Source organism: Parasphingorhabdus sp. (assembly GCF_049667325.1).
Classification (GTDB): domain Bacteria; phylum Pseudomonadota; class Alphaproteobacteria; order Sphingomonadales; family Sphingomonadaceae; genus Parasphingorhabdus.
The window spans coordinates 1-26,880 of record NZ_JBATHY010000076.1 but is presented as its reverse complement, the minus strand read 5'-3'; the positions used below and the strand labels follow the sequence as shown (position 1 = coordinate 26,880).

Below are 26,880 nucleotides of genomic sequence, written 5' to 3'. Positions count from 1 at the left end.
ATATTACATGTAAATATGAATGTGAGGAATTTTTTGATGACTGATTCGATATTGGCTCACGCAACAGAACAGATTTCCCGTGCCCGGCAGAACCCCCCTGTGATCAAGGCGTTCTTTGACCTGCCAACCTTCACGGTTACATATGTTGTACATGACGCGGAGACCAAATGTGCCGCAATCATCGACAGTGTTTTCGATTTTGATCCGGCTTCCGGTCGCACCACATTTGCGTCCGCCGATGAAGTGATTGTCTATGTGAACACGCTGGACCTGAAGGTCGAATGGCTGCTCGAAACCCATGCTCATGCCGATCATTTGTCGGCAGCGCCCTATTTGCAGGAAAAACTCGGCGGCAAAATTGCCATTGGCGAGCATATTGTCACGGTACAGGAAGTATTCGGAAAATTGTTCAACGCCGGGACCGAATTCCAGCGTGACGGATCGGATTTTGATCATCTGTTCGCCGATGGCGATACATTCAAGATCGGGACCATCGACGTGACCGTGATGCATGTCCCCGGCCATACACCTGCGGATATCGCTTATGTCATCGGCGATGCGGTCTTTGTTGGCGATACCATGTTCATGCCCGACTACGGGACCGCCCGCGCCGATTTTCCGGGCGGTGATGCTCGCAAGCTTTACCAGTCCATGCGTAGGCTCTTGTCGCTTCCCGACACCACCCGCCTGTTTATGTGTCATGACTATCTGCCGGAGGGCCGGACCGAATATGTCTGGGAGACCACCGTTGCAGCACAGCGGAAAGGCAATATTCACGCCCATGACGGGGTCAGTGAAGATGAATTTGTCAAAATGCGGACCGAGCGGGACAAGACGCTGAATATGCCGCGGCTGATCCTGCCGTCTGTACAGGTCAATATGCGGGCGGGTCATTTGCCGCCGCCTGAAGACAATGGCGTGCGCTACCTCAAAGTGCCGTTGAACGGCGTCTGATGCTCGCTGCATTTCCCCATGCCATGCCGCTGGAAGGACTGATCGGCGGACTGATGATCGGTGTGGCCGCAGCAGTGATGCTGCTTGGCCTGGGCCGCATCGCCGGAGTCAGCGGACTGGCCGCCCGCGCCACCGGAATTGCCGATAGCGGGACACCGCGCGGCATAGCCATCGCCTTTGTCATTGGTCTGCCGCTAGGCGCGCTGATTTTATCGGCGGTCACCGGCGGGGTCGAAACCCGCTTTCCATCTTCGATCATTCCTCTGGTCATCGGCGGTTTGCTGGTCGGCTATGGCACGCGCCTTGGATCAGGCTGCACCAGTGGCCACGGCGTCTGCGGAATGTCGCGATTGTCCCCCCGTTCGCTGATCGCCACGGCCATATTCATGGCCAGCGGATTTGTCACGGTTGCGCTGATGCGCGCAGGAGGCTTGTTGTGAGACAGATTCTGGTCGCCCTGTTCGCCGGAACACTATTCGGCGCTGGCCTTGCCTATTCGGGCATGGCCGATCCCGCCCGCGTCCAGGGATTTCTAGATCTGTTCGGCCACTGGGATCCGACGCTTGCTTTCGTAATGGGCGGGGCGATGATCCCGATGGCCATCGCCTGGGTCATCCAGAGGCGGCTCGACAAGCCGCTTGCCGACGCACAATTCTCGCTCCCCGGCACAACGGTGATTGATCGAAAGCTGACGATCGGTGCTGTGCTGTTTGGCGCCGGCTGGGGCATTAGCGGTCTCTGTCCGGGGCCCGGTGTTGCCGACCTGGCGATCAATCCCCTGCCCGCCTTGGCCTTTGTTATCGCCTTGCTGGCTGGCATGGTCGTGCATCGTGTGACAGGTTAGCCAGAGACATGGAACGGAAGGATATAGGATGACGAGCAGGTCTAAAATTACCAGGTCAAACACTAACGCCAACCGGTTCAATATCGTCATAGTCGGCGGTGGATCAGCCGGCATTGCGACTGCTGCCAGCATACTGAAGCGCAACAGGAAAATCTCGCTCGCGATTGTCGACCCGGCTGACGACCATTATTATCAACCCGGCTGGACGATGGTCGGCGGCGGAGCATTTTCCGCGGAATTCACGCACCGCAAGGAAAAGGACCTGATTCCGGATCGGGCGCAGTGGATCCAGTCTGCGGTCACGTCCTTTGATCCTGACACCAGTTCCATTCTCACCGCTGACGGACAGGAAATCGGATATGACATATTGATCGTCTGTCCGGGCATCAAACTCGATTGGGAAGCAATTGACGGCCTGCCTGAGGCTTTGGGTAATAATGGCGTCACCTCCAATTACCGTTACGATCTCGCACCCTATACATTCCGTCTGGTGAAAGAACTGACCGGCGGGACAGCTTTGTTCACCCAGCCGCCGATGCCGATAAAATGTGCCGGCGCACCGCAAAAGGCGATGTATCTATCCTGCAGCAAGTGGGAGAAAGAAGGTGTTTTAGGCAATATTGACGTGCAGTTTCACAATAACGGCGCGGCGCTCTTCGGGGTCAAGGAATATGTGCCGGCGCTGATGGAATATGTCGAGCGCTACAACGCGCATCTGAACCTTGAATCCACACTGGTCGCCGTCGATGGCGAGGCCCGGATCGCGACCTTCAAGCAAAAACATGGTGAAGAGACCAAAGAAGTCGAGATGGCCTTCGACATGATCCATGTCGTCCCGCCGCAAGTCGCTCCCGATTTTGTCCGGTCCAGCCCGCTGGCAGCCGAAAGCGGCTTTGTCGATGTCGATCCGGCCACCTTGCAGCATACGAAATATGTCAATATTTTCTCGCTCGGGGATGCCTGCAACGCGCCTAATGCCAAGACGATGGCAGCCGTGCGCAAGCAGGCCCCGGTCGTTGCCGTCAACGCCCTCGCCGCCCTCGAGGGCAAGCCGGCGGTGGCCGATTATGATGGCTATGGCAGTTGCCCGCTTACCGTCGAGCGCGGCAAGGTCGTGCTGGCCGAATTCGGCTATGGCGGAAAACTGCTCCCCAGCTTTCCCAACTGGCTCATCGACGGCACGCGCCCATCGCGACTGTCGTGGCTGCTCAAGGATACGATACTCCCGCCAGTCTACTGGCACGGCATGCTCAAGGGACGCGAATGGATGGCCCGGCCCCACCGCATCGGCGCGGATTGAGACAGCGATGAAATTATCCCGTTATTTGCCGATCCTCGATTGGGGCAGCCGCTATAACAGCACAACGCTAACCAATGATGGCGTTGCCGCGATCATCGTGACGATCATGCTGATCCCGCAAAGCCTGGCCTATGCAATGCTGGCGGGACTGCCACCGGAAATCGGGCTCTACGCTTCGATCCTGCCGCTGATTGCTTATGCTATATTCGGGACCAGCCGGACATTGGCGGTCGGACCGGTTGCCGTGGTGTCGCTGATGACCTTGACCGCAGCGAGCGCCATTGCGTCTCCGGGCAGCGCTGAATTTATCGCAGCGGCTCTGGTATTGGCCTTGCTTTCCGGCCTGTTTCTCCTGCTGATGGGTATTTTCAAGCTTGGTTTTCTGGCAAATCTGCTTTCCCACCCGGTCGTGTCGGGTTTCATCACCGCCAGCGGTATCATCATCGCGACCAGCCAGCTCAAGTCGATCCTTGGCATCAAGGCGAGCGGGGCAGCCATGCCCGAACTGGTATCCACTATCGTCGCAACCATCGGGACAACCAATCTCCCGACGCTGATCATCGGTGTCTCTGCAACCGCCTTTCTGTTTTGGGTCCGCAAAGGCTTGAAGCCCCTGCTGATGCGTGCTGGTCTTCCCTCACGCCCGGCTGAACTGATCGCCAAGGCCGGGCCGATCGGGGCGGTTGCCGTTTCCACAATCGCCACGGTGGTCCTTGGTCTGGAAGCCAAAGGCGTCAGCGTCGTCGGCGATATCCCCCAAAGCCTGCCACCCTTTTCAGTGCCGCTGATTGATCTGGAACTTTGGAAAACGCTGGCCATCCCCGCGTTGCTGTTGAGCATAATCGGATTTGTAGAATCGGTTTCTGTTGGCCAGACACTGGCGGCCAAGCGGCGTCAGCGGATCGACCCCGATCAGGAACTAATCGGTCTGGGGGCCGCTAATCTGTCCGCAGCTTTCTCGGGCGGCTATCCGGTTACCGGCGGATTTGCACGCTCGGTGGTGAATTTTGACGCGGGCGCGGAGACGCCCGCCGCGGGTGCCTTCACCGCGATCGGTATTGCCATAGCAGCGCTGTTTCTCACGCCGTTTCTCGCTTCGCTTCCCATCGCCACCCTGGCAGCGACCATCATTGTAGCAGTTCTAAGCCTGGTGGATCTCAAGACCCCAGTAACGATCTGGCGCTATTCGAAAATGGATTTTGCGGCGATGGCGGCAACCATTGGCGTCACACTGCTTGCTGGCGTGGAGCCAGGCGTGATCGCAGGTGTTGGCCTCAGCCTGGCGCTGTTCCTGTGGCGCAGCTCGCGTCCCCATGCCGCGATCGTCGGGCGGGTGCCCGAAACCGAGCATTTCCGCAACGTGAATCGCCACAAGGTTTTTGTCGATCCCCGCGTATTGACCATCCGTATCGATGAAAGCCTGACCTATCTCAACGCCCGCTGGCTGGAGGAATTCATTCTCGAACAGGTGGCCGAACAGCAAACCGTCCGCCATGTCATCTTGATGTGCTCGGCGGTCAACGCGATAGACGCATCGGCGCTGGAAAGTATCGAGGCAATCAATCACCGGCTCGAAGATGGCGGAATTTCACTCCATCTATCGGAAGTCAAAGGTCCGGTGATGGACCGGTTGGAACGCTCGCATTTTCTCGACCAATTGTCCGGCAAAGTCTTTCTTTCGCAAAATGCAGCCTATTCTGCGTTAATTGCAATTGCAGACAAGGAAGATGACGTCGACAACAGCAACGACAATTGGATGGCAAGAGGCCTGATATGATTGAAAATGATCTCGCAATCAATCTCGCGCGGATACAGTTCGCTTTTACAATCAGCTTCCACTTCCTGTTTCCGGCATTCACCATCGGCATCGCCAGCTATCTTGCAGTCCTGGAAGGACTCTGGCTGAAAACAGACAATGGCGTTTATGCCAACCTGTATCGCTACTGGCTGAAAATCTTTTCTGTGGTGTTCGCCATGGGCGTCGTGTCCGGCATAGTCATGTCCTATCAGTTCGGCACAAACTGGTCGGTATTTTCCGACAAGGCCGGACCGATTATCGGCCCGCTCATGGCCTATGAAGTACTGACGGCATTTTTCCTCGAAGCCGGTTTTCTGGGTGTGATGCTGTTCGGCATCAACAAGGTTGGCCGCAAATTGCATTTCGTCGCCACAGTGGCTGTTGCGATCGGCACATTCATATCCGCTTTCTGGATATTGTCGGTGAACAGCTGGATGCAGACGCCGGTAGGCTTTGCGATCAACGATGTCGGGCAATATGTGCCCGCGGCGGGCTGGTGGGATATCGTCTGGAATCCCAGCTTTCCTTATCGACTGGTCCACACCGTGCTCGCGGCCTATCTGACCACGGCTTTTGCGGTCGGAGCGGTCGGGGCCTGGCACCTACTCAAGGACAAGACCAACCCCGGCGCCCGCAAAATGTTCTCCATGGCCATGTGGATGGCAGCGCTGGTCGCTCCAACCCAGATATTCATGGGCGATTTGCACGGCCTCAATACGCTCGAGCACCAGCCAGTCAAAGTCATGGCGATGGAAGGTCATTATCAAAGCCATCCCGACGGCGCGCCGCTGATCCTGTTTGGCATTCCCAACAGCAAGGAAAAGCGCGTCGATTATGCCATTGAAATTCCCAAGGCATCATCGCTGATCCTCAAACATGATCCAAACGCGCCACTGGCCGGGCTTGATACGATTCCCGACCAGGACGAACCGCCGGTGGGGATCGTGTTCTGGTCTTTCCGGATCATGGTCGGCCTTGGCTTTGCAATGCTCGGCATCGGCCTGTGGAGCCTGTTCGCCCGGTCGCGCAAGACACTCTATGACTCGCCGTGGTTGCACCGAGCGGCCATCGCGATGGGACCCTCGGGCTTTATCGCCGTGCTGGCCGGCTGGGTAACAACCGAGGTCGGACGCCAGCCCTTCACCATATATGGCCTTCTACGCACCAGCGAGAGCGCCGCGCCGCTCGATGCTCCAGCGGTGGCAACTTCGTTGGCGGCATTTGTGGTCGTCTATTTCATCGTCTTCGGTGCAGGCATCGTATATCTGTTCAAGCTCGCCGCGAAGACTCCGGAAGCCCACGAACCAACGCCTGACGACGCTCCCATTCGTACGGCAGGGATCACACCCGCAGCGGCGGTGCTCGAAGGCGATCATGACGAAGGAGCAGCAACATGAGCGGCACCGAACTGACCGTCATCTGGGCGGGAATTATCGCCTTTGCCGTTGTCGTCTATGTGATCATGGACGGCTTTGATCTCGGCATCGGCATCCTGTTTCCCAATTTCAAGGTCGGCCCGGATCGCGACACGGCGATGAACAGCATCGCGCCGGTCTGGGATGGCAATGAAACCTGGCTGGTACTGGGTGGTGGCGGGTTGCTGGCCGCATTCCCGCTTGCCTATGCCATCATCCTGCCAGCACTCTATGCGCCGCTGATCGCCATGCTGCTGGGGCTGGTCCTGCGCGGCGTGGCCTTTGAATTCCGCTGGCGGGACCCGGCCCACCGCGCCCGCTGGGATTTTGCCTTTACCGCCGGGTCGGTTGTAGCAACCTTTGCCCAGGGCATCACCCTCGGCGCATTGTTGCAAGGGATTACTGTCGAAGGCCGCGCCTATGCGGGCGGCTGGTGGGACTGGCTGACCCCGTTCAGCCTGCTGGCCGGCTTTGCATTGCTTGCCGGCTACGCATTGCTCGGCTGCTGCTGGCTGATCTGGAAGACCGAAGGACCTTTGCAGCGCCAGTGCTACAGCTATGCCGGTCGCCTCGGTATCTTGCTGCTGCTGGCCATCATTGCCGTCAGCGCCGCCACACCGTTTCTGGAAGGTGAATATTATACCCGCTGGCTGGCCTATCCCGGTGTTTTGGCGACCGCTCAAATTCCGCTCGCGACACTCATCATCTCGGTGTTGTTTTTCCGCAGCCTGTCCAAACGCCAGGAAGCCGCACCCTTTTTCTACGCGCTCGGGCTGTTTGGCCTGAGTCTCGTTGGTCTCGGTGTCTCGATGTGGCCGGATATTATTCCCGGCCGTGTCACGATCTGGGAAGCCGCCGCACCATATGAAAGCCAGATGTTCATGCTGGTCGGTGCTGCCATCATGGTGCCGGTCATTCTCGCTTATACCGCATGGGCCTATTGGGTGTTTCGCGGCAAGGTTGGATCGGACGGTTACCACTAGTGGCTTTTGATCCGCTTTCGACCAAAGGCAAAAGTGCCGATGGCGCACCATTGCCCAAGCGCTTGCTCTGGATGTTGGCTTTTTGGGCGATGGGCGTGCTGACAATCGGCACGGTCGGATTTTTTATCCGGCTCTGGATCAAGACCTAAAGCTTCAGCGGCAAGCCCCGGACCGCCCCACCGTCAGCTCAATGGGCTTCGTCCCAGCTCTTGCCGGTTCCGATATCGACGTCCAGCGGCACCGATAGTTTCACCGCCGGTTCCGCCGCGCCAGACATGACCGAACGGATCACATCGCTGGCCGCAGCGACATCGCCTTCGGGCAGTTCGAACACCAGTTCATCGTGAACCTGCATCAGCATCTTTACATCGCCCAGCCCTGCGTCGGCAAGCGCCGGTCCCATGCGGGCCATCGCGCGCTTGATAATGTCGGCGCTGGTGCCCTGGATCGGGGCGTTGATCGCCGCGCGTTCGCTGCCCTGTCGCTCGGCCTGATTGCTTGACCTGATCCGCTCAAACCATGTCTTGCGGCCGAATAATGTCTCGGTGAAGCCGGTTTCGCGCACCGCCTGCAGGGTGGTCGAAATATACTGGCTTATACCCGGGAAGCGCTCGAAATAGGTGTCGATCATCTGCTGCGCTTCGTCCGGATCAACCTCCAGCCGCTTGGCCAGACCCCAGCGGGAGATGCCATAGAGAATCGCAAAATTGATCGTCTTGGCGCGGGCGCGGGCATCGCGGTCCTCCGCCCCAAACAGTTCCCGCGCGGTGCGGTTATGGATATCCTCGCCATTGGCAAAAGCCTCTTTCAGGCTCGCGACATCGGCGATATGGGCCGCCAGCCGAAGCTCGATCTGGCTATAATCGGCCGCGAGAATGACATTGCCGGGCGCGGCGACAAAGGCCTGCCGGATCTGCCGCCCGATTTCGGTGCGGATAGGGATATTCTGCAGATTCGGTTCGGTCGAGGACAGCCGCCCGGTCTGCGCTCCGCTCAGGCTATAAGAAGTATGAACGCGACCGGTTTTCGGATTGATCTGCTCCTGTAACGCATCGGTATAGGTCGATTTGAGTTTCGCCAGCTGCCGCCAGTCGACCACTTTTTGCGCAATCGGCTCGCCGTCACCGGCCAGCCGCTCGAGCACGGTGACATCAGTAGAATATTGCCCCGACTTGCCCTTCTTGCCGCCCTTGAGGCCAAGCTTGCCAAACAGGATCTCGCCCAATTGCTTGGGGCTGCCAATTGAAAAGGGCTCTCCGGCCAGCTCGTGGATTTGCTTCTCCAGCTTTTCCATTTCCTCGGCAAAACTCTTGGACAATCGCGCCAATTCCTCGCGGTCGACAAGTACACCGGTGCCTTCCATCTTTGCGATCACTGGGACCAGCGGACGATCGACCATCTCGTATACTCGCGTCGCCCGTTCCGGAACCATCCGCAAGCGCAGGATCTCCCACAGGCGCAGCGTGACATCGGCATCTTCCGCGCCGTATTCGGTCGCTTTTTCAAGCGGCACTTCGGCAAAGCTGATTGCCTTTTTGCCGGTGCCGGTCAGGCTTTTGAAGCTGATGCATTCGTGGCCGAGATGCAGCTTGCTCAGTTCATCCATGCCGTGACCGTGGAGACCGGCATCAAGATTGAAGCTCATCACCAACGTATCGTCAAACGGCGTGATCCGGATACCATGCTGTGCAAGCACGCCCATATCATATTTCAAATTCTGCCCGACCTTGAGCACCGCATCATCCTCGAGCAGCGGCTTCAGCTTCGCCAGCGCTTCGTCAAGGCCGATTTGATCCGGGGTTTCGCCAAACATGTCTCCGCTGCCATGGCCTAGCGGTATATAGCAGGCCTGATTGGGGCCGGTGGCAAGGCAGACCCCGACGACGCGCGCAGTCACACTTTCCAGACTATTGGTTTCTAGATCGACCGCGCAAACACCCTCTAGGCTGGCGCGGTCGATCCAGAGGTCGAGCGCGGCAATCGTCTGCACGCATTCAAATTTTGACCGGTCGATGGCCGGGACATCGGGCATTTTCATCGCGGGCCGGGCCGAAGCTTCATTGTCGACATCGGGGTTCTGCGGCTGGGCCTGACCATTGCCGCCGAGCTTCTTGAGCAAGCTGTTAAAACCGTGATGCGACAGAAATTCGTGCAACGGGTCGTGGGGAATATCCTGAATCAGGAAACTCTCGAGCGTGTCCGGCAGTGGACAATCTTCCCGGAGCGTCACCAATATCCGAGACAGCCGTGCCTGTTCGGCAAATTCGATCAGATTGTCGCGCATCTTGGATTTTTTCATCTCCGGCGCAGCGGCGAGTACGCTTTCAATATCGCCAAATTCGTTGATCAGCTTCGACGCGGTCTTGGGCCCGATGCCGGGAACGCCCGGGATATTGTCCGAGCTGTCACCCATCAGCCCCAGCACATCGCCGAGCTTCTCCGGCCCGACGCCGAATTTCTCTTCGACCGTTGCGCGGTTCATCCGGGCATTTTTCATGGTATCGAGCATGTCGACGCGGCTGTCGTCATACGGCTCGATCAACTGCATCAGGTCCTTGTCGGAAGAGACGATGGTGACCTTCCATCCGGCTGCTACCGCCGCCTTGGTATAAGAGGCGATCATGTCATCGGCCTCGACATTTTCTTCCTCGATCAACGGCAGTGAAAAGGCGCGTGTAGCATCGCGGATCATCGGGAACTGCGGCCTCAGATCCTCGGGCGCTTCCGGGCGATTGGCCTTATACTGGTCGTAGAGATCATTACGAAAGCTGGTCCCCGACTTGTCCAGCACCACCGCCATATGGGTTGGGCCATCCGCCTTGTTGAGCTCGTCGGCAAGCTTCCACAACATGGTGGTATAGCCATAAACCGCCCCGACCGGCTCACCGTGAACATTGGTCAGCGGCGGAAGGCGATGATAGGCGCGGAAAATATAGGCCGAGCCGTCGACAAGATAGAGATGATTGGGTTTGCTGTCTGGTGAGTTCGTCATGGCTGCGGTCACTAGCATCGCCCGCAGCCTTCGTCATTTCAAATTCGGTTTTGTCGAAAATTTGAATCCGACACGGCCGCGCTCAAATCCCGCGCATTTTCATGAGTGGGCCGAGGTTTGACCCGCATGCCCGGTTCAAACAGCACGACCCGGTTGCGCCCGGCTCGTTTGGCCGAGAACAGAGCGGTATCGGCATTCACCATGAGCGACGAACGCGCCTGGTGTGGGGCTATGTCGGTCATGCCGATGCTGACGGTAATGACATGGCGCATATTATGATGCGGCTCGAAAATCGTATTCTCGATTTCGTAGCGGATCATCTCTCCGATCATCTGGCCCTCCGGAGCGCTTGTCTCTGGTAAAAATATGCCGAACTCTTCGCCCCCTATACGGCCGATCAGATCATTTTTGCGCAGAATTTTCTGGAATATCTTGCTAAGCAGAATCAGCGCCTGATCTCCGATGGGGTGCCCAAAACTGTCATTGATATTCTTGAAATGGTCAACGTCGACAATCATCAAAACATTGGACGGTTGGTCTGAACGCATTTGGTCGACCCGTCTGAAGAAGCTGTCGCGATTGAGCAGGCCGGTCATCCCGTCGAAATTCGCCCTCTGTTCGAGCGCTCTGTTTGCCTGTTGCAAATTGATTCGCGCTTCCTTGAGCATGGCGGTCAGTCTGAATAGCTTGAATCGCTGCTTGGACATATAGAGGCCCAGCGGAATGCTGATCGCCCATGGTATCATGATCGACATGTTTAACGCCGGCCAGAACCGGTCGTCCAATCCGAAGAAGAGGAAATAGATCAATCCAGTGAACGTGACAGACAGTAGAGCGGCAATTGCCGAGATGATGGCGGTCTGTCGGACTGGAGACATACTGGCTAGGGGCGGATCCATGAAACCCGTCGTTAACGGGAATAGGTTGAACGCCCGTGCAAGCTCATGGTTAACGCACTGTTATGACAATTCGTTAAAAACGTGCCGAAATGGACATTTTTTCATACAAAAGCGCGGCTTGAGTGGGCGCTAGGTCGGCAAAATGCCCTGCAAGATGGCCCGATTGTCGCGCAGCACCATCTCGGCAAACTCCATGAATGCGCGGACCCGGGCGGTTCTGCGTAAATCTTCGTGGGTCAATATCCAGATGTCGCGGGACGGTAACGGATCGCGATCGGTCGCCCGTACCAGGCCCGGCACTCCGTCCGCGGCGATACACGGCACGATGATCAGACCCATTCCGGCGCGCGCCAGCCGCACTTGAAGGCCGATACTGGAAAAATTGCCCCATACCGGCACCCGCGCATATTCAGTATCCTGGGTCCAGTCGGGAAAGCGACTCTCGCCGTCGGTCCACCCCAGCCATCTTGCATCCTCCGGCCGGTTTTCAAAATCCTGGGCGGCGAGATATTGCGGATTGGCATAGATCGACGTGTGATAGGCAAACAGTCGTTTACCGACCAATGCATCGGGTGGATTATTGTCCATCCGGATGGCGATATCGGCCTCGCGCCGGGCGACGTCCAGCACGTCGAAACTGGTGATGATTTCAAGATTCAGCCCCGGATAGGCGGCGCAGAATTCCGGGATCCGGTCGGCGAACAGGGTGAGTGCGAAGGGCTCGGCCATGGTCACTTTCAGGCTGCCCGACAATTCATTGTCGCGCCCAGCGATATGTCGCTCCACGGTGAATAATTCTTCCGAAAACTGGTCCGCGACCCGTGCCAGCTCTTCTCCCGATGCAGTCGGAAAATAACCTTCCGGGCGACGTTCGAACAACCGGCTGTCCAGTGCTTTTTCCAATTGCTCGATCCGGCGGCTGACGGTGCTGTGATGCACCCCCAGTTGCTTGGCGGCAGCGCGCACGGTACCCGCGTCCATCACCTCGCGAAATGTTTTGACATCTTCCCAGTCCATAAGGATGGCTTGTAGCGCCAAATATTCTGATTTGCATGGCTAAAATTTGCACCACTGATGTGCAGTTTGATGTTTTGACACTCTATTTTTTAGCCGCTAAAAACCTTGCACCCGCTCATCGACTGCCGCAAGTCCCCGACAGACAATAGATAATCGACTTAGGAGAATGCCGAATGACGATACCGATAATTGCAGCAGTCACAGGTGCCGTGCTCATCATATTGCAAGCGATATTAATGATCCTCGTTGGCTCGCACCGCATTCGCAACCGGGTCAATCTGGGCACCGGAGACGATCCGGCGCTGGAGCGAAAGATCCGCCGTCATGGCAATCTGGCGGAAAATGCTGCGCTATTCATCGCTGTTCTGGCGCTGGCGGAAATGACCGTAGTGCCGAACAACGTTGTCCGGATCATCGCAATCGTCTTTATCGTGGGCCGTATCTTGCACGCGATTGCCTTGTCGACCGTTGCGGGATCGCACGGCGCTAAAACGGGCAAAATTTTCGCGGCGTTTCGTGCAATCGGCGCGTTTACCACTTTCGGCAGCTTTATCGCGCTGGGCGGCTATCTGCTCTTCGGCATATTCTAGATTCTCAATCTTTTCTTGGAAAGAAACAACATGACCACCACCCTCTCCCATATTCTCAAAGGTTCGGCTGCACAGGCATTCCGCGGCCTGACCACGGTTCTCACCAAGGCCAAGGCAACAGCCGAAGCGGCCGGCACTGCAGAAGACGCTTATCTTGATGCGCGTCTGTTCCCCGACATGAACGACTTGAAATGGCAAGTGCAAATGATCACCGAATTCGCCGTTCGCGGCGCTGCCCGGATGAGCGGCACGGCGCCCGATGCGCTGCCCAACATGCCGATGGAAGGCGATACGTTCGACGCCCTGATCGCGCGGATCACCGAATGTGCAGAAACAATCGCTGCCACGGATGATGCGTCTATCGATGGCAATGCCGATCTGAAAATCTCGATGCCGGTTGGTCCGGAACAGACGATGGAACTGGATGGCCAGACCTATGTGCTCAGCTTCTTCCTCCCCAATCTGTTTTTCCATGTCACAACCGCCTATAATCTTCTGCGCATGCAGGGCGTCGCGGTCGGCAAACGCGACTATATGGGAATGTAGTTCGGGTTCAGTCCGCCCGCTGCGGACCTTGGCCATCCTGCCACCATTCCTGTAGCCAGCCATAGGGGCGCGCCACCGCTCGGCCGCGCGCGTCCCGCGCCGGTTCGAAGCGGAAGCGTCGTTCGATCAGGCGACAGGTTGCGGCGTCGAGAGCCGGATGACCGCTGGATTGCCGGACATTGCAATCGCTTGCACGGCCATCAACTCCGACCGTAAAATGGGCCACCACATTGCCGCGGTTACCGGCTTTCCAGACGGTACGCGGGATGTCTTTGCGGGTGATCGAACCCGACAGATGGCGCGGACCGGAAACCATTCCACCCCCGCCGAAACCATCGCCCTGCCCGCCGCTACCAAAGCCGGAACCCGGCCGGTCAGAAGCACCGGCGTCATTGTCATTGCCCGGGCCTGCAACCGGCGCGGCAACGACCGGAGAGATTATAACAGGTTTGACCACCGGTTCAGGCACGACAATCTGGGTCGCCTGAGCCTTCAGATTCTCTGGCGATGCGGCTTGTTCCTCGGCTTTGGCCGGCTCCTCAACCGGGACCGGTTCGGGCGGCGGCGGAACCGAAATATTGATGACCTTGAATCCTGCGGTTACGGCCTTTGTCATCTCCATTCCCATGCCGCTCACCAGCGCATAGCCGATGGCGGCATGGATGGTGATTACCGCTGCCAGCGATTTGGCTCGATCCGGCCAGCCATTTTTCGTCACATATTCCATGCCCATAGACTAGCAGCGGTCCGATGAATATTCGCTGGCGAACGAGCATGTCACAATTGATCGCGCGCGCAAATATTGTTAGACCTACATTTGTCCGTAACTGGCGAGATCAAGATGGGATACCATCGGGGAGCGGGCAAATTCTAAAGCCGATCGCCTGGGCGTTTCTCTAACTTGGAGCCACCCCATGACCGATAGTCCGAAACCCTTCCACATCGTCTTCCTGCTGTTCGACGGCATAACCCAGCTGGATTTCACCGGTCCCGCACAATTTCTCGCGCGGATGGCCGGAGCGGCAGTCCATACCGCCGCCAAGCAGATCAAACCGATCGAGACCGACAGCGGCTTTGCCATTTTGCCAAGCAAGGATTTCGCCGATTGCCCACAGGCAGACCTGCTCTGCGTACCCGGCGGTTTCGGCACCAAGGACGTGATCGCCGATGATGAAACATTGCAGTTTCTCCGCAGTCAGGCAGCAGGAGCGCATTATATCACCTCGGTTTGTACCGGCTCGCTGGCGCTCGGCGCGGCGGGATTGCTCGACGGCAAACGGGCAACCAGCCATTGGGCCTATACCGCGTTGCTGGAAAAATTTGGCGCGACCTATGAAAAGGCCCGAGTGGTCAAGGATGGCAATATCATCACCGCCGGCGGCGTGACATCGGGCATTGATTTCGCGCTGACCGTCATCGCCGAGATTGCCGGACAGCAATTTGCCGAGTCCGTCCAGCTGGGCCTGGAATATGACCCGCGTCCGCCGTTTCACAGCGGTCACCCTGACCTCGCCGATCCCGAATTGGTCACCATGTTGCGGGACCGGATCTACGCAAAGCAGGTCGCGGATCTGGCAGATATTATTGATAGGTCATAATGTCGGAATTTTGATTTCCGCTCCGGGGGTTATCGCGTAGGCGAAGACGGCAATGAACAATCCCGCACCAAGTGAAAACACCGCACCCGCCCGGATCAGCGAGCTCAAGCTCTTTCTTTTCGCGCTGTCGTCGGCAGCAGTGGTCGCCAATGGCTATTATATTCACCCTTTGATCACGCCGGTGGCGCAAGAATTTGGAGTTAGCGGGGCGACCATCGGACTGGCTCCGGCGCTCAACCAGATCGCTCTGGCACTGGGGATATTATTGCTGCTGCCGCTCGGCGACCGGATCAACAATCGCAAGCTGGTGACGATATTTGTCGTCGGGCAATTTCTGGCGATGCTGGCGATGGCGCTGTCCGGAAGCTTTATCCTGTTTGTCACAGCTTCTTCGGTGCTCGGCTTTTTCACCATCGCGCCTTATCTGCTGCCCGCTTATGTCACCCAGCGCGTCCGCCCCGGGCGAATCGGCCATGTCACCGGGATTATGACCGCTGGTGTAACCCTGGGCATATTGGGCAGCCGGGTCGGCGGCGGTTTGCTCGGCCATTATTTCGGCTGGCGTTCGGCTTACTGGGTCGGGGTGGGCTGCATGGCATTGCTGGTGATTTTGCTGCCTTCGATCATGGAGCGCAAACAGGATGAAAAGCCCTCGGGCGTCGAGCCGCCGCGCTACAGTGAACTGCTCCGATCATTGTGGCCGATCATGAAATCTCTACCCGAGGTGCCATTGGGCGGATTGATGCAGGCGCTTTCGTTCGGACTTTTCCTCGCGCTCTGGCTGGCGATCGGCCTGCATTTGCCGCGCAATGGCTATGGCGTCGATACGGTGGGCTATCTCGCGATCATCGCCATCGTCAATGTCCTCGGTTCGCCTTTTGCGGGCCGGTTTGCGGACCATATCGGGGCCGAACGCGCGCGTGTCTATTTCTGCATCGTGCAGCTGGCTGGCGTCTGCCTTCTCCCCTTTGCCGGCAATAATCTGTGGCTCTTGGTAATCGCGGTTATTCTCAACAGCATTGGCGGAGCATCGGTCGATATTTGCAGCCGGACAATCATGTTCAGCCGCGCGCCCGAAATCAGGACCCGCCTGATGACCATCTATGTAGTGATCATGTTTATCGGCGGCGGAATATCAAGTTGGCTGGGCGCTGCAACTTATGAATATGCTGGATGGTCGGGAATTTCGATCATGGCGATCAGCTATGCGCTGGCGATCATGGGGCTGGCGCTCTGGGGATTGCGGTTCACTCAGCAGACCAAGGCCTAAATTTTTCATTCATAACGCCTGCCGTTTCGGTCAGCACTCTACCAGATTGACCGCGAGACCGCCTTGTGATGTTTCCTTGTAACGATCACTCATATCCAGCCCCGTCTTGCGCATGGTTTCGATCACTTCGTCGAGGCTTACCCGGTGCGTGCCATCGCCGAGAATCGCCAGGCGTGCTGCCTCTATCGCCTTGACCGCGCCCACCGCATTGCGTTCGATACACGGCACCTGCACCAGACCGCCGACCGGATCACAGGTCAGACCAAGATTATGCTCCATCCCGATTTCGGCAGCATTTTCGACCTGCAGCGGGGTGCCGCCCCAAGCTGCGGTCAGGCCGGCAGCGGCCATCGAGCAAGCAACACCGACCTCGCCCTGACAACCAACCTCGGCGCCGGAAATCGACGCATTTTCCTTGAACAGGGACCCAATCGCGGCGGCAGTCAGCAAAAAGATCTCGACCCCCGCCTCATCGGCCTTGGGTGCAAATCGTTCATAGAAACGCAGCACCGAGGGAACGATGCCAGCGGCACCATTGGTCGGCGCAGTCACCACCTTGCCGCCGGCAGCATTTTCCTCGTTCACCGCCAGCGCCCAGAGATTGACCCAGTCCAATATGGTCAGTGGATCGGACAGGGAACGCTCCTGTCGCTCCATTAACCGGGCGTGGATCAGCGGCGCACGCCGCTTGACCCGAAGACCGCCAGGCAGAATGCCGCCCTGCAATATTCCGCGATCGATACAGGCGGACATCGCAGCCGCAATCGCGCGGATAGCGGCGCTGGTCTGTCCATCTGTCTGACGGGTGCGTTCGTTGGCACGCATGATGTCGGCGATCGAGATATTCTCTTCTGCGGCAATTCTGAGCAAGTCCGCGCCCGAGCAGAAAGCATAAGGCACATCCCAAAGACCGCTTTCGGGATTGTTGCTGCCGATCTGGTCCTCGTCGAGCACCGCGCCGCCGCCGACCGAATAATAGACTCGGGTCGCGACCAGATCGGCGCCATGAAACGCATTAAACCGCATCGCGTTGCTGTGAAAATCTAGTCGCTTTTTCTGGTCGAAAATCACGTCCGCGTCCTCGTCAAACGCGATTTCATGACTGCCGTTCAACTGGATCCGAGAGGATTCGCGAATCCCGTTGACCAGCGCATCGGCTGCGTCCGGCTCGATATTCTCCGGTCTTTGCCCCGATAGTCCCAGCAATATCGCCCGGTCGGTCGCGTGTCCCTTGCCGGTCAGCGCCAGCGAGCCAAAGAGCAGGGTTTCCAGCCGTGTGACATCACCCAGCTTGCCGGCTTCCGCAACCCGCTCCACAAATTGCGCCGCGGCAAGCATTGGCCCCATCGTGTGCGAACTCGAAGGGCCGACGCCAATCTTGAAAAGTTCAAATGTGCTACAGACCATAATTTGTCATAATCCCTAAGATCCGCCCATTTGGTCGAGCCATTGACCGACCCGCTGTTCCAATATGCCGAGCGGCAGCGCGCCGCCGCCAAGTATCACATCGTGGAAGGCTCGAATATCAAACTGATCGCCCAGCAGATATTGTGCCTCGGCCCGGAGTTCGAGAATTTTGATCATCCCGATCTTGTAGCTGGTAGCCTGACCAGGATTAACCAGATAGCGGCGCACTTCAGACCGAACCGCCGCTTCGGGAATCGAGCTATTTTCGAGGAAATATGCGATCGCCTGTTCTTCGCTCCAGCCCTTAGAATGGAGACCAGTATCCACCACCAGACGGATCGCTCGCCAGATCTCGCTGGTCAGCCGCCCGAACTCCGAATAGGGATCTGCATAACCGCCCATCTCCTTCGCGAGTTTTTCAGAGTATAGACCCCAGCCTTCGCTGTAGGCGGTATAGCCCGCCTGGGTGCGAAATGTCGGGATGCCGGTCAGTTCCTGGGCGATCGAAATCTGCATATGGTGACCGGGCAAGCCTTCATGATAGGCGATAACCTCGAGCGTCGGGATCGGCATCGCACGCATATCGGACAGATGGGCATAATAAATGCCCGGCCGCGAACCATCAGGCGTGCCGCTGCGATAATGCTGCGCCGCCCCGTCGCGTTCGCGAAAGGCCTCGACCCGGCGCACCTCAAGATCTGCCTTGGGCAATATCCCGAAATAGTCCGGCAATTTGGTCTTCAGTTTCTCGATATGGCCTTTGGCCGCCGCGATATAGGCATCTGCTCCGGCATCATCATTGGAAAAATAGAAGCGGTCATCCTCGCGCAAATATCTGAAAAATGCCTTGAGTTCGCCGTCAAATCCGACCGTGTCCTTGATCGCCTCCATATCCGCCCGCAGCCGGGCGACTTCGGACAGGCCGAGATTGTGAATCTCGTCGGCGGTCAGTTTCGTCGTCGTCTGATTGGCGAGGCGATAATCGTAAAAAGCTTGCCCGTTGATTAGAGCGCCTGCCCCTTTGGGGGCAGGGTCGGTATTGGGCAGGTCCGCTTCATACCAGGCGATGATCCGCTGATAGGCAGGCGCAAATGCATCGGTCAGAGCCGTCCGCGCTTTGCCGCGCAACACATCGGCGCGCGCCTCGTCGATGATTTGCTTGTCGACCAGTCCCCGCAATTTCTCTTCGGACGCGGCCCAGATCGCCGATGGCGGGCCGTCACCAAAGGGGGCGCCGTTGATGATCTTGCGCGACTGGTCGATCACCCCTTCGTAGGCAAAGCGGGGCGGGCGGGTTCCTGCCTCCGCATTGGTTTTCGCCCGCGCCAATAGCTGATCGAGCGCGGTGGCAACGCCGGACAGGCGCTGGATAAAGCCCAGCATATCCGCCTCGGTGTCAACCTTGTGCGTATTGATCAGAAAAGTCGGAAAAAAAGACTGAAGACCGTTATGCTGGTGCAGCGCATAGCGATTGGTGCGAAACGGCAGCCCGGCTTCGGCCTGCTCGAGATTATAAACCCAGATATCATAGGAAATTTTTGCGTCCTGCGAGAGCTGCTCATAGTCAAATTGGCTCTGCATTTCTGCAACAGCAGCGCGCCGCCACGCCAGCTCCCGGTCCGCGCCTTCGTCGCTAAAATCATCGATCAGTCCATAGTCGGTCTTGCGCCCGATGAAGGTCTGTTCGATCGGGCTGAATTTCAGCTCTTCCTCATATTTTGTATCGAACCACATATTGATGCGATCAGTTTCGCTCGCCGCTTCGGTCGAGCCTTGCTCTGTTGCTGCCGCCGCTGGCAGTATCGGAAGAGCAGCTAGTCCGCTCAATAAGGCCGTGCTGAAAAGAAAAAACCGGATCCGCATATTCATTCATCCTGTCGCTGTGATTTTCACTGACGCTTCCATCGCACAAGTGACGGGATTTGGAAACGCATCTAGCGACCAATAGAAAAAGGGCCGGAAGTTTCCTTCCAGCCCCGTTTTTTTAGTTTCAGCGTTAGCCGAGTGGATTGGGTGTCTAGAAACCCATTCCGCCCATGCCGCCGCCCATGCCGCCCATGTCGGGCATGCCGCCACCGGCCTTGTCGTCTGATGGCAATTCCGCCACAGCCGCTTCGGTGGTGATCAGCAGACCGGCAACCGAGGAAGCGTCCTGCAATGCTGCACGAACAACCTTGGTCGGGTCGATCACCCCAGCTTTGACGAGGTCTTCATAAACATCGGTCGATGCGTTGAAGCCATATTCCTTGCTCTTCTGGTCGAGCATTTTGCCGGCAACAACCGCGCCGTCAAAACCGGCATTTTCAGCGATCTGGCGAACCGGAGACTGCAACGCTTTACGAACAATATCGATGCCGCGGGTCTGGTCGTCGTTGATGCCTTCAAGGTTCTTCAGAGCCGAAGTGGCATAGAGAAGCGCAGCACCGCCGCCAGGGACAATGCCTTCTTCAACAGCAGCACGGGTTGCGTGCAGCGCATCGTCGACACGGTCTTTCTTCTCTTTCACTTCGATTTCGGTCGCGCCGCCGACTTTGATCACGGCAACACCGCCAGCGAGTTTCGCCAGACGTTCTTGCAGCTTCTCTTTGTCATAGTCGGAAGTGGTGGATTCGATCTGGTTACGGATCGCTTCCACGCGCGCCTTGATGTCGCTCTTCTTGCCAGCGCCGTCGACGATCGTGGTATTATCCTTGTCGATCATGACATTCTTGGCTTCACCCAGCATGTTCAGCGTAACGCTTTCCAGCTTGATGCCGAGGTCTTCGGAGATCATTTCGCCCTTGGTCAGGATCGCGATATCTTCGAGCATCGCTTTGCGACGATCTCCGAAACCGGGAGCCTTGACCGCTGCGATCTTGAGGCCGCCGCGCAGCTTGTTGACCACGAGGGTCGCGAGCGCTTCGCCTTCAATATCTTCGGCAATGATCAGAAGCGGACGTCCGGCCTGAACAACAGCTTCCAGGATCGGGAGCAATGGCTGAAGGTTGGTCAGCTTCTTTTCGTGGATCAGGATGTAAGGATTGTCGAGTTCGGCAACCATCTTGTCCGGATTGGTGATGAAGTAAGGCGACAGGTAACCGCGGTCAAACTGCATGCCTTCAACAACGTCGAGTTCAAAGTCGAGACCCTTGGCTTCTTCAACCGTGATCACGCCTTCTTTGCCGACACGTTCCATGGCTTCAGCGATTTTTTCACCGACTTCACGGTCGCCATTGGCAGATATAATGCCAACCTGGGCGATTTCTTCGGTGCCCTTGACGTCTTTCGAACGCTTCTTGAGATCGGCAACCACGGCTTCAACAGCTTGGTCGATGCCGCGTTTGAGATCCATCGGGTTCATGCCGGCCGACACGGATTTCATGCCTTCCTTGACAATGGCCTGAGCCAATACGGTCGCGGTGGTGGTGCCGTCGCCGGCAACATCATTGGTTTTCGATGCGACTTCACGAAGCATCTGTGCGCCCATATTTTCGAACTTGTCCTTCAGTTCGATTTCCTTGGCAACCGAAACACCGTCCTTGGTGATGCGCGGTGCGCCAAAGCTCTTGTCGAGCACTACATTACGGCCTTTGGGGCCGAGGGTTACTTTAACGGCGTCTGCCAGCGTGTTCACACCCTTGAGGATGCGCTCGCGGGCGTCGCGGCCAAATTTTACGTCTTTAGCAGCCATGTTGTTTTCCTCTGCTTAGTTGATTGAAATTATGATTGGGGAAGCACTTACTTCTCGATAATGCCGAGAATATCGCTTTCCTTCATGATGATCAGCTCTTCGCCGTCGACGGTGACTTCCGTGCCGGACCATTTGCCGAACAGGATCTTGTCGCCTTTTTTGACGTCAAGCGCAGTGGTCTTGCCATTGTCGTCTTTCAGGCCGCTGCCGACAGCAACGACTTTACCTTCGGATGGCTTTTCCTGTGCGCTATCCGGAATGATGATGCCGCCCGCGGTTTTTGCGTCCGCTTCTACGCGGCGCACCAATACACGGTCATGTAATGGACGAAATTTCATAGATTTCCCTTTCTTGCCCAATCCAAATCTCTTCTGGCCAGCTTATTGCCGCCGACAGGAAGAGCAGAATATATGTGAATTAGCACTCTCTCCTTTCGAGTGCTAACAGGGACCATGTAGTGGCTATTCGTTCGCCGTCAAGGGAAAGGGTCGAAAATATTTCCATCGGTTTTTGTTGGATTTCCAAGGCATTCCGATTCTTTTCTCCACCAATCCAGCCTGTCTTAGCGGCAGCGTGTAACCGGATCGTGAAGCGGGACGAATGTTAGGTTGAGCCCGCCCCGGCAGGCTCGAACTTATTTCCCATTCCCAAAAGAGGAAAAAATTATGTCTGCTTTGATGAAAACAACCGCTGCTGCTGCCGCTCTGGCTGCCGCTGCTACCCTGTCCCTGTCCGCCACTGCTGCAGAAGCAGCCGGTGCCAAGGAAAAATGCTATGGCGTCGCGCTTGCCGGCAAGAATGACTGCGCGGCCGGACCGGGCACCAGTTGTGCCGGAACATCCACTGCCGATTATCAGGGCAATGCCTGGAAAATGGTCACCAAAGGCAGTTGCGTCAAAATGGGCGGCACCCTGACCGCGCATAAAGGCAATGCAAAACCGGTTCCCAAAAAGGGCTGAATGCGCTAAATTCCGTGGATGTCCGCAATTCCTGATCCTTACGTTTCGCCAGCCGTGCCTGTGCCGCGCTCCCTCCCTCCATCGGGTGGCATAGGCCTTAAATCGGTGCATTATACCCATGTACTCGACGACCCCGCGGCGGCGAAGCGACCTTCCTGGGTTGAGGTTCATCCACAGAATTACTTCGGCGATGGCGGTCCGGCACACCGCTGGCTTACCGCCATCGCCGGGGTTTATCCCCTGAGCTTTCACAGCGTTGGATTGTCGCTGGGTTCGGCTGACGGGCTGAACGAATATGATCTGGAGAAAATCGCCGCGCTTTGTGATCGCTACCAACCAGCGATGGTTTCCGATCATCTGAGCTGGAGCGGCAACGCCCATGACCGTTATCCCGATCTGCTCCCGCTTCCCTATACGCGCGAAGCGCTCGACCATCTGGCCGGAGAAATCGGCAAGGTGCAGGACCGGCTCCAGCGGACCATCCTGATCGAAAACCCGTCTCGCTATCTGTCCTATCGCGACGACGAGATGAGCGAGACCGACTTCATCCACGCCATGTGCAAAAAATCGGGTTGCGGACTGCTTTTTGATATCAACAATGTCGAGGTGTCCGCCACCAATGTCGGGCTCGACATGGAAGCCTATATCGACGCGATCGACCCCGCTATTGTCGGCGAAATCCATCTCGCCGGACACGCGCGCGAAAATCATGACAGCGGACCGCTGCTGATCGACAATCATGGCTCGATAGTCAGCGAAGTCACCTGGGCGCTGTACCGCCGCTTCATCGAACGCGCTGGCGCAAAGCCTACCCTGATCGAATGGGATAGCGATATCCCGGAATATGGCGTGCTGATGGCCGAAGTCGCCAAAGCCGATACGATATTGAATAGTCCCTCGCTGGAAGAACCGCGTCATGTCCTCGCTCGCTGACGGCCAATCGCGCTTTGTCGCCTGCCTGCAAAAAGGCCCCGCGCATTTTCCCGCCGATCTGTTTTCGCAGAACGCAGAACGCGCCCTGCTTGGCCTGAAAGCGCATGCCAATAATATATCCCACGCCCGGCTCGTGGCCCTGGAAGACAGTTTCCCGAGATTGCACGCTCACATGGGTCACGAGATATTCCATGCCATCTCGCGCGACTATGTCGAACAGGATCATATCATGGCCTGCGACATCAACCATATCGCCGCCGATTTCTCCACTTTTCTGGCTGATCGCGCAAACAGCGGTACCGAGATCGACATCGCCCGGATCGAATGGGCCTGGATAGAGAGCTATCGCAGCGTCGAAGCGCCGCCCGTTGTCCTGACCGACATCGCTACCCTTGCCGAAGACAAGCTGCTCGCTTTTCCTATTGCCGCCCACCCGGCCATGCACCTGATAGCGATCACCGGACCTTTGTCCCCCGAACTTGGCGAACTGGCCAATGCAGAACCGCATGCGCTGATGATCGCCCGCCCGCAGGCGCAGATATTATTCCATCCGCTGACCGCCGTAGAACACGCAATTGCAGAAAAAATTGCTGATAGCATGACGATGGGTAACCTTTTGCAATATGCCCTCGAATTGAGTGATGAAGCCACGGCGATGCAGCATATTATCAAGCTGATCCAGACCGGGGCACTGACGCAAATAACGGGGTAAACTATATGATGCATATGATAAAAAAGCTGATCGCGATCGTGAGCGGCGCCGTGCCGGAGGCCATCGCCCTCCTGTTCACCCGCGTGGCCCTCGCCGGCATATTCTGGCGCTCTGCCCGGACCAAGGTCGAAGACGGTAGCTGGCTGCAGATGAGCGACACCACGGTTTTTCTGTTCAAAGAAGAATATGGCATGCCCTATCCGGAAATCACCGGCCTGATCGCAACCTATGCCGAGCATTTTCTTCCCCTTCTGGTAGTGTTCGGCCTGTTCACGCGCGTCGGCGCAGCCGGTTTGCTGGCCATGACATTGGTCATCCAGCTCTTCGTCTACCCTGAAGCATGGTGGCAGACGCATATTATATGGGTGGCTCTGACCGGCATATTGATTGTGCGTGGTGGCGGGATGTTCTCGCTGGACCGCATGATCGGTCACAAGTTCGGCTGACGGACCAGTGCCGGGAGGGCTTTTATGATCGCCAACGAGGAAACCATGCAGATCTTGATGATCAAGGCGCAAGGCGGCGACAAACAATGCTATTCCAGCCTGCTGGCGGAGTGCGAAAAATGGCTGCGCCGCTATTACGCCCGCAAGATCAACCCGGCGGCAATTGATGATCTTGTGCAGGAGACCCTGATCTCGTTACACCGCAAGCGGGCCAGCTACGATCCGACAAAGGCATTCCTGCCGTGGCTCGCCGCAATCGGGCGCTACCGCTGGATAGACAGCCTGCGCAAGATATACCGGCACGAGCATGACCAGCTCTATGAAGAAATGGTCGCCGATCCGCAGGACGGGGACGTGACCGCCAAGGTCAGCCTCGAACGGTTGCTCGGCATGATACCTGAAAAACAGGCCGAAGTGATCAGTCTGGTCAAGATTGAAGGACTCAGCATTCACGAGGCGGCGGCGATGACCGGCCAGTCGGAATCGCTGGTCAAAGTGAACATCCATCGCGGGCTGAAAAAGCTCTCGTCGATGGTTGAAACCGAATGATAGTAAAAGAGTATATATGATGTCAGATTTGATGATAGATCGCCTCGTCGAGGATCTAACCCCGGTCAAGCCGCTGAAAAAGCGGGACGGGCTTGTGCTCACGCTGTTGATTGCTGCGGTGATTGCAGCTGCAGTTGTGATGATCGGCGGGGTCCGTGGTGACATCATGATGGGCATGCCGCATCCGATGTTCTTCCTGCGGGGCGGTGCCCTGCTCCTGCTTGGCGTGACTAGCAGCTATGCCGTTATTGCGATGAGCCAGCCGGCGGTAGGCAACAGCTTCAAGGGCTGGATCTGGGCTTTGTTCGCCGCCTTGCTCTTTCCGGTCACTGCCGTCGTCATGGCAATGATCGCCGCACCGGATAATATGGCCATATTCGTTCCACGCTACGGCATTGAATGTCTCGGCATCAGCATGCTGGCGGGTTCGGGCATAGCGTCGGCGCAAGTCGCCTGGCTCCGCCGCGGCGCGCCGGTTGCGCTAAATCGCGCTGGCTGGCTCGTCGGCATGTCCTCCGGCGCATTGGGCGCTGCCGCCTACAGCCTGCACTGCCCGTTCAACAGCATATTCTATGTCGGGCTTTGGTACTCGCTGGCGGTGGCAATATGCGCGATTGCGGGCCGGTTGGTCGTCCCTCACCTTATCCGCTGGTAATATCCTGCCCCGATCCCATATAAGACAGGTCAATCCGGTCAAAACAGGAACATGAATATGCAGTTTGCGCGCGCGGCGTGGAGATTTCTGGTCGCAATAAAGGATGGCATGGTATTGATCGCCATGCTGCTGTTTTTCGGCGTGCTTTACGCCCTGCTGTCATCGCAGCCCAATAGCGGCTCGATCCGCGACGGCGCGTTGTCGCTCGACCTCAATGGCGTTATCGTTGAAGAACCCGCGGCGCCAACCTTCGAGGATTTTCTTGCCAGCAATAGCGACAGTCCGCGCGAATATCGCCTGCGCGATATTGTTCGCGCAATCGATGCCACCGTCGAGGACGGCCGGGTCAAAGCCATCGTGCTCGACCTCAGCCGTTTTGCCGGTGGCGGGCAGACCAGTCTTACCGATATCGGTGAGGCGCTCGAACGGGCCAAGAAGGCAGGCAAGCCGGTTTATGCTTTCGCCAGCTTCTACGGCGACGACGGCTACCAGCTGGCCGCACATGCAACGGAAATCTGGATGGATCCGATGGGCGGGATTGTCTTTGCCGGACCCGGCGGCAACCGTCTTTACTACAAAGGCCTGATCGACCGGCTGGGCGTGACTGCCAATATCTACCGCGTCGGCACCTATAAAAGCGCGGTCGAACCTTATATGCGGGCCGACCAGTCACCCGCATCCCGAGAGGCCTCCGAAGCTCTCTACGGCGTGCTGTGGGATAGCTGGCTTGCCGAAGTGAAAAAGGCCCGTCCGCAGGCAATGGTACAGCCATTTGCTGACGATCCCGCGGCATTTATCAAGACCGCAGGCGGTGATTTTGCTTTGGTCGCGATGAAGCAAAAACTGGTCGACAAGCTCGCCGACAAAACCGCGTTTGACCGTTTTGTTGCAGAGCAGGTTGGCACCGATGAAACGCCCTCGCCGGACAGTTTCAAAAGCATCGACTATGATGATTATGTAGCCGCGAACCCGGTCAAGACCAAGGGTTCTCCGATTGGTGTTATCACCGTCGCGGGCGAGATCATTGGTGGCGATTCCGGTCCGGGCATGGCTGCTAGCGGACGGATTGCCGAACAGATTTACAAGGCGCTGGATGAAGACGAAATCAAGGCTCTGGTGGTCCGCGTCGATTCCCCCGGCGGTTCAGCCTTCGCCAGCGAGGAAATCCGACTGGCGTTGCTCGAAGCAAAGAAAAAGAAGCTGCCCATCGTCATTTCGATGGGCGATGTCGCAGCCAGCGGCGGTTACTGGATCGCAGCGGCGGGCGATCATATCTTCGCCGAGCCCGATACGATCACCGGATCGATCGGGGTGTTCGCGGTTTTGCCCAGCTTTGAAAAAGC

The 26,880-nt window shown here is 57.3% G+C and carries 27 protein-coding genes and 1 riboswitch; of the genes, 19 read left to right on the top strand and 8 right to left on the bottom strand.

Annotation, left to right across the window (positions count from 1 at the left end):
• The first annotated feature begins 36 nt into the window (after positions 1-36).
• Genes WBM93_RS04305 through WBM93_RS04270 form a run of 8 tightly spaced genes read left to right on the top strand, consistent with a single transcriptional unit; the run spans position 37 to position 7,443 of the window.
• On the top strand, positions 37-954 hold the full coding sequence (locus WBM93_RS04305) for an MBL fold metallo-hydrolase (RefSeq protein WP_424428625.1): 918 nt from the start codon (positions 37-39) through the stop codon (positions 952-954).
• Positions 954-1,394: a YeeE/YedE family protein gene (locus WBM93_RS04300; RefSeq protein WP_424428622.1), complete on the top strand. Its 441-nt coding sequence runs from the start codon at positions 954-956 to the stop codon at positions 1,392-1,394. Before WBM93_RS04305 ends, WBM93_RS04300 begins: the two co-directional genes overlap by 1 nt.
• Positions 1,391-1,798 (top strand): DUF6691 family protein, encoded by a 408-nt coding sequence (locus WBM93_RS04295; RefSeq protein WP_424428620.1) that lies wholly within the window; start codon positions 1,391-1,393, stop codon positions 1,796-1,798. The genes WBM93_RS04300 and WBM93_RS04295 overlap by 4 nt, the downstream gene beginning before the upstream one ends.
• A 28-nt stretch (positions 1,799-1,826) precedes the next feature.
• Positions 1,827-3,098 (top strand): NAD(P)/FAD-dependent oxidoreductase, encoded by a 1,272-nt coding sequence (locus WBM93_RS04290; RefSeq protein WP_424428618.1) that lies wholly within the window; start codon positions 1,827-1,829, stop codon positions 3,096-3,098.
• A 7-nt stretch (positions 3,099-3,105) separates the two neighbouring features.
• On the top strand, positions 3,106-4,875 hold the full coding sequence (locus WBM93_RS04285) for a SulP family inorganic anion transporter (protein WP_424428616.1): 1,770 nt from the start codon (positions 3,106-3,108) through the stop codon (positions 4,873-4,875).
• Complete coding sequence (locus WBM93_RS04280; protein ID WP_424428613.1) at positions 4,872-6,293, top strand: cytochrome ubiquinol oxidase subunit I; 1,422 nt, start codon at positions 4,872-4,874, stop codon at positions 6,291-6,293. Before WBM93_RS04285 ends, WBM93_RS04280 begins: the two co-directional genes overlap by 4 nt.
• Positions 6,290-7,294: a cytochrome d ubiquinol oxidase subunit II gene (cydB, locus tag WBM93_RS04275; RefSeq protein ID WP_424428611.1), complete on the top strand. Its 1,005-nt coding sequence runs from the start codon at positions 6,290-6,292 to the stop codon at positions 7,292-7,294. The genes WBM93_RS04280 and cydB overlap by 4 nt, the downstream gene beginning before the upstream one ends.
• The gene (locus WBM93_RS04270; protein WP_424428609.1) at positions 7,294-7,443 is read left to right on the top strand and encodes a DUF2474 family protein; all 150 of its coding nucleotides are present in this window, start codon (positions 7,294-7,296) and stop codon (positions 7,441-7,443) included. Before cydB ends, WBM93_RS04270 begins: the two co-directional genes overlap by 1 nt.
• A gap of 38 nt (positions 7,444-7,481) precedes the next feature.
• On the opposite strand, the gene polA is transcribed toward WBM93_RS04270, so the two are convergent.
• The 3 genes from polA to WBM93_RS04255 form a co-directional block, all read right to left on the bottom strand.
• Complete coding sequence (gene polA, locus WBM93_RS04265; protein WP_424428606.1) at positions 7,482-10,286, bottom strand: DNA polymerase I; 2,805 nt, start codon at positions 10,284-10,286, stop codon at positions 7,482-7,484.
• A 38-nt stretch (positions 10,287-10,324) separates the two neighbouring features.
• Positions 10,325-11,185: a GGDEF domain-containing protein gene (locus WBM93_RS04260; protein WP_424428603.1), complete on the bottom strand. Its 861-nt coding sequence runs from the start codon at positions 11,183-11,185 to the stop codon at positions 10,325-10,327.
• Positions 11,186-11,314: 129 nt separating this feature from the next.
• Positions 11,315-12,202 (bottom strand): LysR family transcriptional regulator, encoded by an 888-nt coding sequence (locus tag WBM93_RS04255; protein ID WP_424428600.1) that lies wholly within the window; start codon positions 12,200-12,202, stop codon positions 11,315-11,317.
• 173 nt (positions 12,203-12,375) lie between these two features.
• Between WBM93_RS04255 and WBM93_RS04250 the strand changes: the two genes are divergently transcribed.
• Positions 12,376-12,792: an MAPEG family protein gene (locus WBM93_RS04250; protein WP_424428597.1), complete on the top strand. Its 417-nt coding sequence runs from the start codon at positions 12,376-12,378 to the stop codon at positions 12,790-12,792.
• Between the two features lie 30 nt (positions 12,793-12,822).
• Complete coding sequence (locus tag WBM93_RS04245; protein ID WP_424428595.1) at positions 12,823-13,338, top strand: DUF1993 family protein; 516 nt, start codon at positions 12,823-12,825, stop codon at positions 13,336-13,338.
• A 7-nt stretch (positions 13,339-13,345) separates the two neighbouring features.
• On the opposite strand, the gene WBM93_RS04240 is transcribed toward WBM93_RS04245, so the two are convergent.
• The gene (locus WBM93_RS04240) at positions 13,346-14,071 is read right to left on the bottom strand and encodes an energy transducer TonB (protein WP_424428592.1); all 726 of its coding nucleotides are present in this window, start codon (positions 14,069-14,071) and stop codon (positions 13,346-13,348) included.
• An 80-nt stretch (positions 14,072-14,151) separates the two neighbouring features.
• A riboswitch (ZMP/ZTP riboswitch) is annotated at positions 14,152-14,235 on the top strand.
• Positions 14,236-14,252: 17 nt separating this feature from the next.
• On the opposite strand from WBM93_RS04240, the gene WBM93_RS04235 reads away from it, so the two are divergent.
• Together WBM93_RS04235 and WBM93_RS04230 are read left to right on the top strand one after the other, a co-directional pair.
• Positions 14,253-14,936: a DJ-1/PfpI family protein gene (locus WBM93_RS04235; protein ID WP_424428589.1), complete on the top strand. Its 684-nt coding sequence runs from the start codon at positions 14,253-14,255 to the stop codon at positions 14,934-14,936.
• A gap of 52 nt (positions 14,937-14,988) precedes the next feature.
• A complete protein-coding gene (locus tag WBM93_RS04230) occupies positions 14,989-16,206 on the top strand; it encodes an MFS transporter (protein WP_424428588.1) in 1,218 nt (405 codons plus the stop codon).
• Between the two features lie 30 nt (positions 16,207-16,236).
• Here the strand turns inward: WBM93_RS04230 and WBM93_RS04225 are convergent, their stop codons facing one another.
• The 4 genes from WBM93_RS04225 to groES form a co-directional block, all read right to left on the bottom strand.
• A complete protein-coding gene (locus tag WBM93_RS04225; protein ID WP_424428586.1) occupies positions 16,237-17,613 on the bottom strand; it encodes an L-serine ammonia-lyase in 1,377 nt (458 codons plus the stop codon).
• 15 nt (positions 17,614-17,628) lie between these two features.
• A complete protein-coding gene (locus tag WBM93_RS04220) occupies positions 17,629-19,476 on the bottom strand; it encodes a DUF885 domain-containing protein (RefSeq protein ID WP_424428584.1) in 1,848 nt (615 codons plus the stop codon).
• Between the two features lie 154 nt (positions 19,477-19,630).
• Entirely contained in the window at positions 19,631-21,283 is a 1,653-nt protein-coding gene (gene groL / locus WBM93_RS04215) for a chaperonin GroEL (RefSeq protein ID WP_424428582.1), read from the bottom strand.
• A 47-nt stretch (positions 21,284-21,330) separates the two neighbouring features.
• Positions 21,331-21,621 (bottom strand): co-chaperone GroES, encoded by a 291-nt coding sequence (gene groES, locus WBM93_RS04210; protein ID WP_424428579.1) that lies wholly within the window; start codon positions 21,619-21,621, stop codon positions 21,331-21,333.
• A gap of 327 nt (positions 21,622-21,948) precedes the next feature.
• On the opposite strand from groES, the gene WBM93_RS04205 reads away from it, so the two are divergent.
• The 7 genes from WBM93_RS04205 to sppA form a co-directional block, all read left to right on the top strand.
• Entirely contained in the window at positions 21,949-22,242 is a 294-nt protein-coding gene (locus WBM93_RS04205; protein ID WP_424428577.1) for a DUF2282 domain-containing protein, read from the top strand.
• A gap of 18 nt (positions 22,243-22,260) precedes the next feature.
• The gene (locus WBM93_RS04200) at positions 22,261-23,175 is read left to right on the top strand and encodes a DUF692 domain-containing protein (RefSeq protein WP_424428574.1); all 915 of its coding nucleotides are present in this window, start codon (positions 22,261-22,263) and stop codon (positions 23,173-23,175) included.
• Complete coding sequence (locus tag WBM93_RS04195; protein ID WP_424428571.1) at positions 23,159-23,887, top strand: putative DNA-binding domain-containing protein; 729 nt, start codon at positions 23,159-23,161, stop codon at positions 23,885-23,887. The genes WBM93_RS04200 and WBM93_RS04195 overlap by 17 nt, the downstream gene beginning before the upstream one ends.
• 5 nt (positions 23,888-23,892) lie before the next feature.
• A complete protein-coding gene (locus WBM93_RS04190; protein ID WP_424428568.1) occupies positions 23,893-24,333 on the top strand; it encodes a DoxX family protein in 441 nt (146 codons plus the stop codon).
• 24 nt (positions 24,334-24,357) lie between these two features.
• Complete coding sequence (locus WBM93_RS04185; RefSeq protein ID WP_424428565.1) at positions 24,358-24,882, top strand: sigma-70 family RNA polymerase sigma factor; 525 nt, start codon at positions 24,358-24,360, stop codon at positions 24,880-24,882.
• Positions 24,883-24,898: 16 nt separating this feature from the next.
• Entirely contained in the window at positions 24,899-25,537 is a 639-nt protein-coding gene (locus WBM93_RS04180) for an NrsF family protein (protein ID WP_424428562.1), read from the top strand.
• A gap of 57 nt (positions 25,538-25,594) precedes the next feature.
• A partial coding sequence (sppA, locus tag WBM93_RS04175; RefSeq protein WP_424428559.1) for a signal peptide peptidase SppA occupies positions 25,595-26,880 on the top strand: 1,286 nt, incomplete at its 3' end.

What these genes read in the sequence shown, in the direction of transcription:
- polA (WP_424428606.1), bottom strand. Translation starts at nt 10,286, where the DNA reads ATGACGAACTCACCAGACAGCAAACCCAATCATCTCTATCTTGTCGAC.
- WBM93_RS04185 (WP_424428565.1), top strand. Translation starts at nt 24,358, where the DNA reads ATGATCGCCAACGAGGAAACCATGCAGATCTTGATGATCAAGGCGCAA.
- WBM93_RS04225 (WP_424428586.1), bottom strand. Translation starts at nt 17,613, where the DNA reads ATGGTCTGTAGCACATTTGAACTTTTCAAGATTGGCGTCGGCCCTTCG.
- WBM93_RS04190 (WP_424428568.1), top strand. Translation starts at nt 23,893, where the DNA reads ATGATGCATATGATAAAAAAGCTGATCGCGATCGTGAGCGGCGCCGTG.
- WBM93_RS04245 (WP_424428595.1), top strand. Translation starts at nt 12,823, where the DNA reads ATGACCACCACCCTCTCCCATATTCTCAAAGGTTCGGCTGCACAGGCA.
- WBM93_RS04290 (WP_424428618.1), top strand. Translation starts at nt 1,827, where the DNA reads ATGACGAGCAGGTCTAAAATTACCAGGTCAAACACTAACGCCAACCGG.
- WBM93_RS04280 (WP_424428613.1), top strand. Translation starts at nt 4,872, where the DNA reads ATGATTGAAAATGATCTCGCAATCAATCTCGCGCGGATACAGTTCGCT.
- WBM93_RS04230 (WP_424428588.1), top strand. Translation starts at nt 14,989, where the DNA reads ATGAACAATCCCGCACCAAGTGAAAACACCGCACCCGCCCGGATCAGC.
- WBM93_RS04305 (WP_424428625.1), top strand. Translation starts at nt 37, where the DNA reads ATGACTGATTCGATATTGGCTCACGCAACAGAACAGATTTCCCGTGCC.
- WBM93_RS04180 (WP_424428562.1), top strand. Translation starts at nt 24,899, where the DNA reads ATGATGTCAGATTTGATGATAGATCGCCTCGTCGAGGATCTAACCCCG.
- WBM93_RS04250 (WP_424428597.1), top strand. Translation starts at nt 12,376, where the DNA reads ATGACGATACCGATAATTGCAGCAGTCACAGGTGCCGTGCTCATCATA.
- WBM93_RS04235 (WP_424428589.1), top strand. Translation starts at nt 14,253, where the DNA reads ATGACCGATAGTCCGAAACCCTTCCACATCGTCTTCCTGCTGTTCGAC.
- WBM93_RS04255 (WP_424428600.1), bottom strand. Translation starts at nt 12,202, where the DNA reads ATGGACTGGGAAGATGTCAAAACATTTCGCGAGGTGATGGACGCGGGT.
- WBM93_RS04240 (WP_424428592.1), bottom strand. Translation starts at nt 14,071, where the DNA reads ATGGGCATGGAATATGTGACGAAAAATGGCTGGCCGGATCGAGCCAAA.
- groES (WP_424428579.1), bottom strand. Translation starts at nt 21,621, where the DNA reads ATGAAATTTCGTCCATTACATGACCGTGTATTGGTGCGCCGCGTAGAA.
- WBM93_RS04200 (WP_424428574.1), top strand. Translation starts at nt 22,261, where the DNA reads ATGTCCGCAATTCCTGATCCTTACGTTTCGCCAGCCGTGCCTGTGCCG.
- WBM93_RS04220 (WP_424428584.1), bottom strand. Translation starts at nt 19,476, where the DNA reads ATGCGGATCCGGTTTTTTCTTTTCAGCACGGCCTTATTGAGCGGACTA.
- WBM93_RS04260 (WP_424428603.1), bottom strand. Translation starts at nt 11,185, where the DNA reads ATGGATCCGCCCCTAGCCAGTATGTCTCCAGTCCGACAGACCGCCATC.
- WBM93_RS04195 (WP_424428571.1), top strand. Translation starts at nt 23,159, where the DNA reads ATGTCCTCGCTCGCTGACGGCCAATCGCGCTTTGTCGCCTGCCTGCAA.
- groL (WP_424428582.1), bottom strand. Translation starts at nt 21,283, where the DNA reads ATGGCTGCTAAAGACGTAAAATTTGGCCGCGACGCCCGCGAGCGCATC.
- WBM93_RS04300 (WP_424428622.1), top strand. Translation starts at nt 954, where the DNA reads ATGCTCGCTGCATTTCCCCATGCCATGCCGCTGGAAGGACTGATCGGC.
- cydB (WP_424428611.1), top strand. Translation starts at nt 6,290, where the DNA reads ATGAGCGGCACCGAACTGACCGTCATCTGGGCGGGAATTATCGCCTTT.
- WBM93_RS04205 (WP_424428577.1), top strand. Translation starts at nt 21,949, where the DNA reads ATGTCTGCTTTGATGAAAACAACCGCTGCTGCTGCCGCTCTGGCTGCC.
- WBM93_RS04285 (WP_424428616.1), top strand. Translation starts at nt 3,106, where the DNA reads ATGAAATTATCCCGTTATTTGCCGATCCTCGATTGGGGCAGCCGCTAT.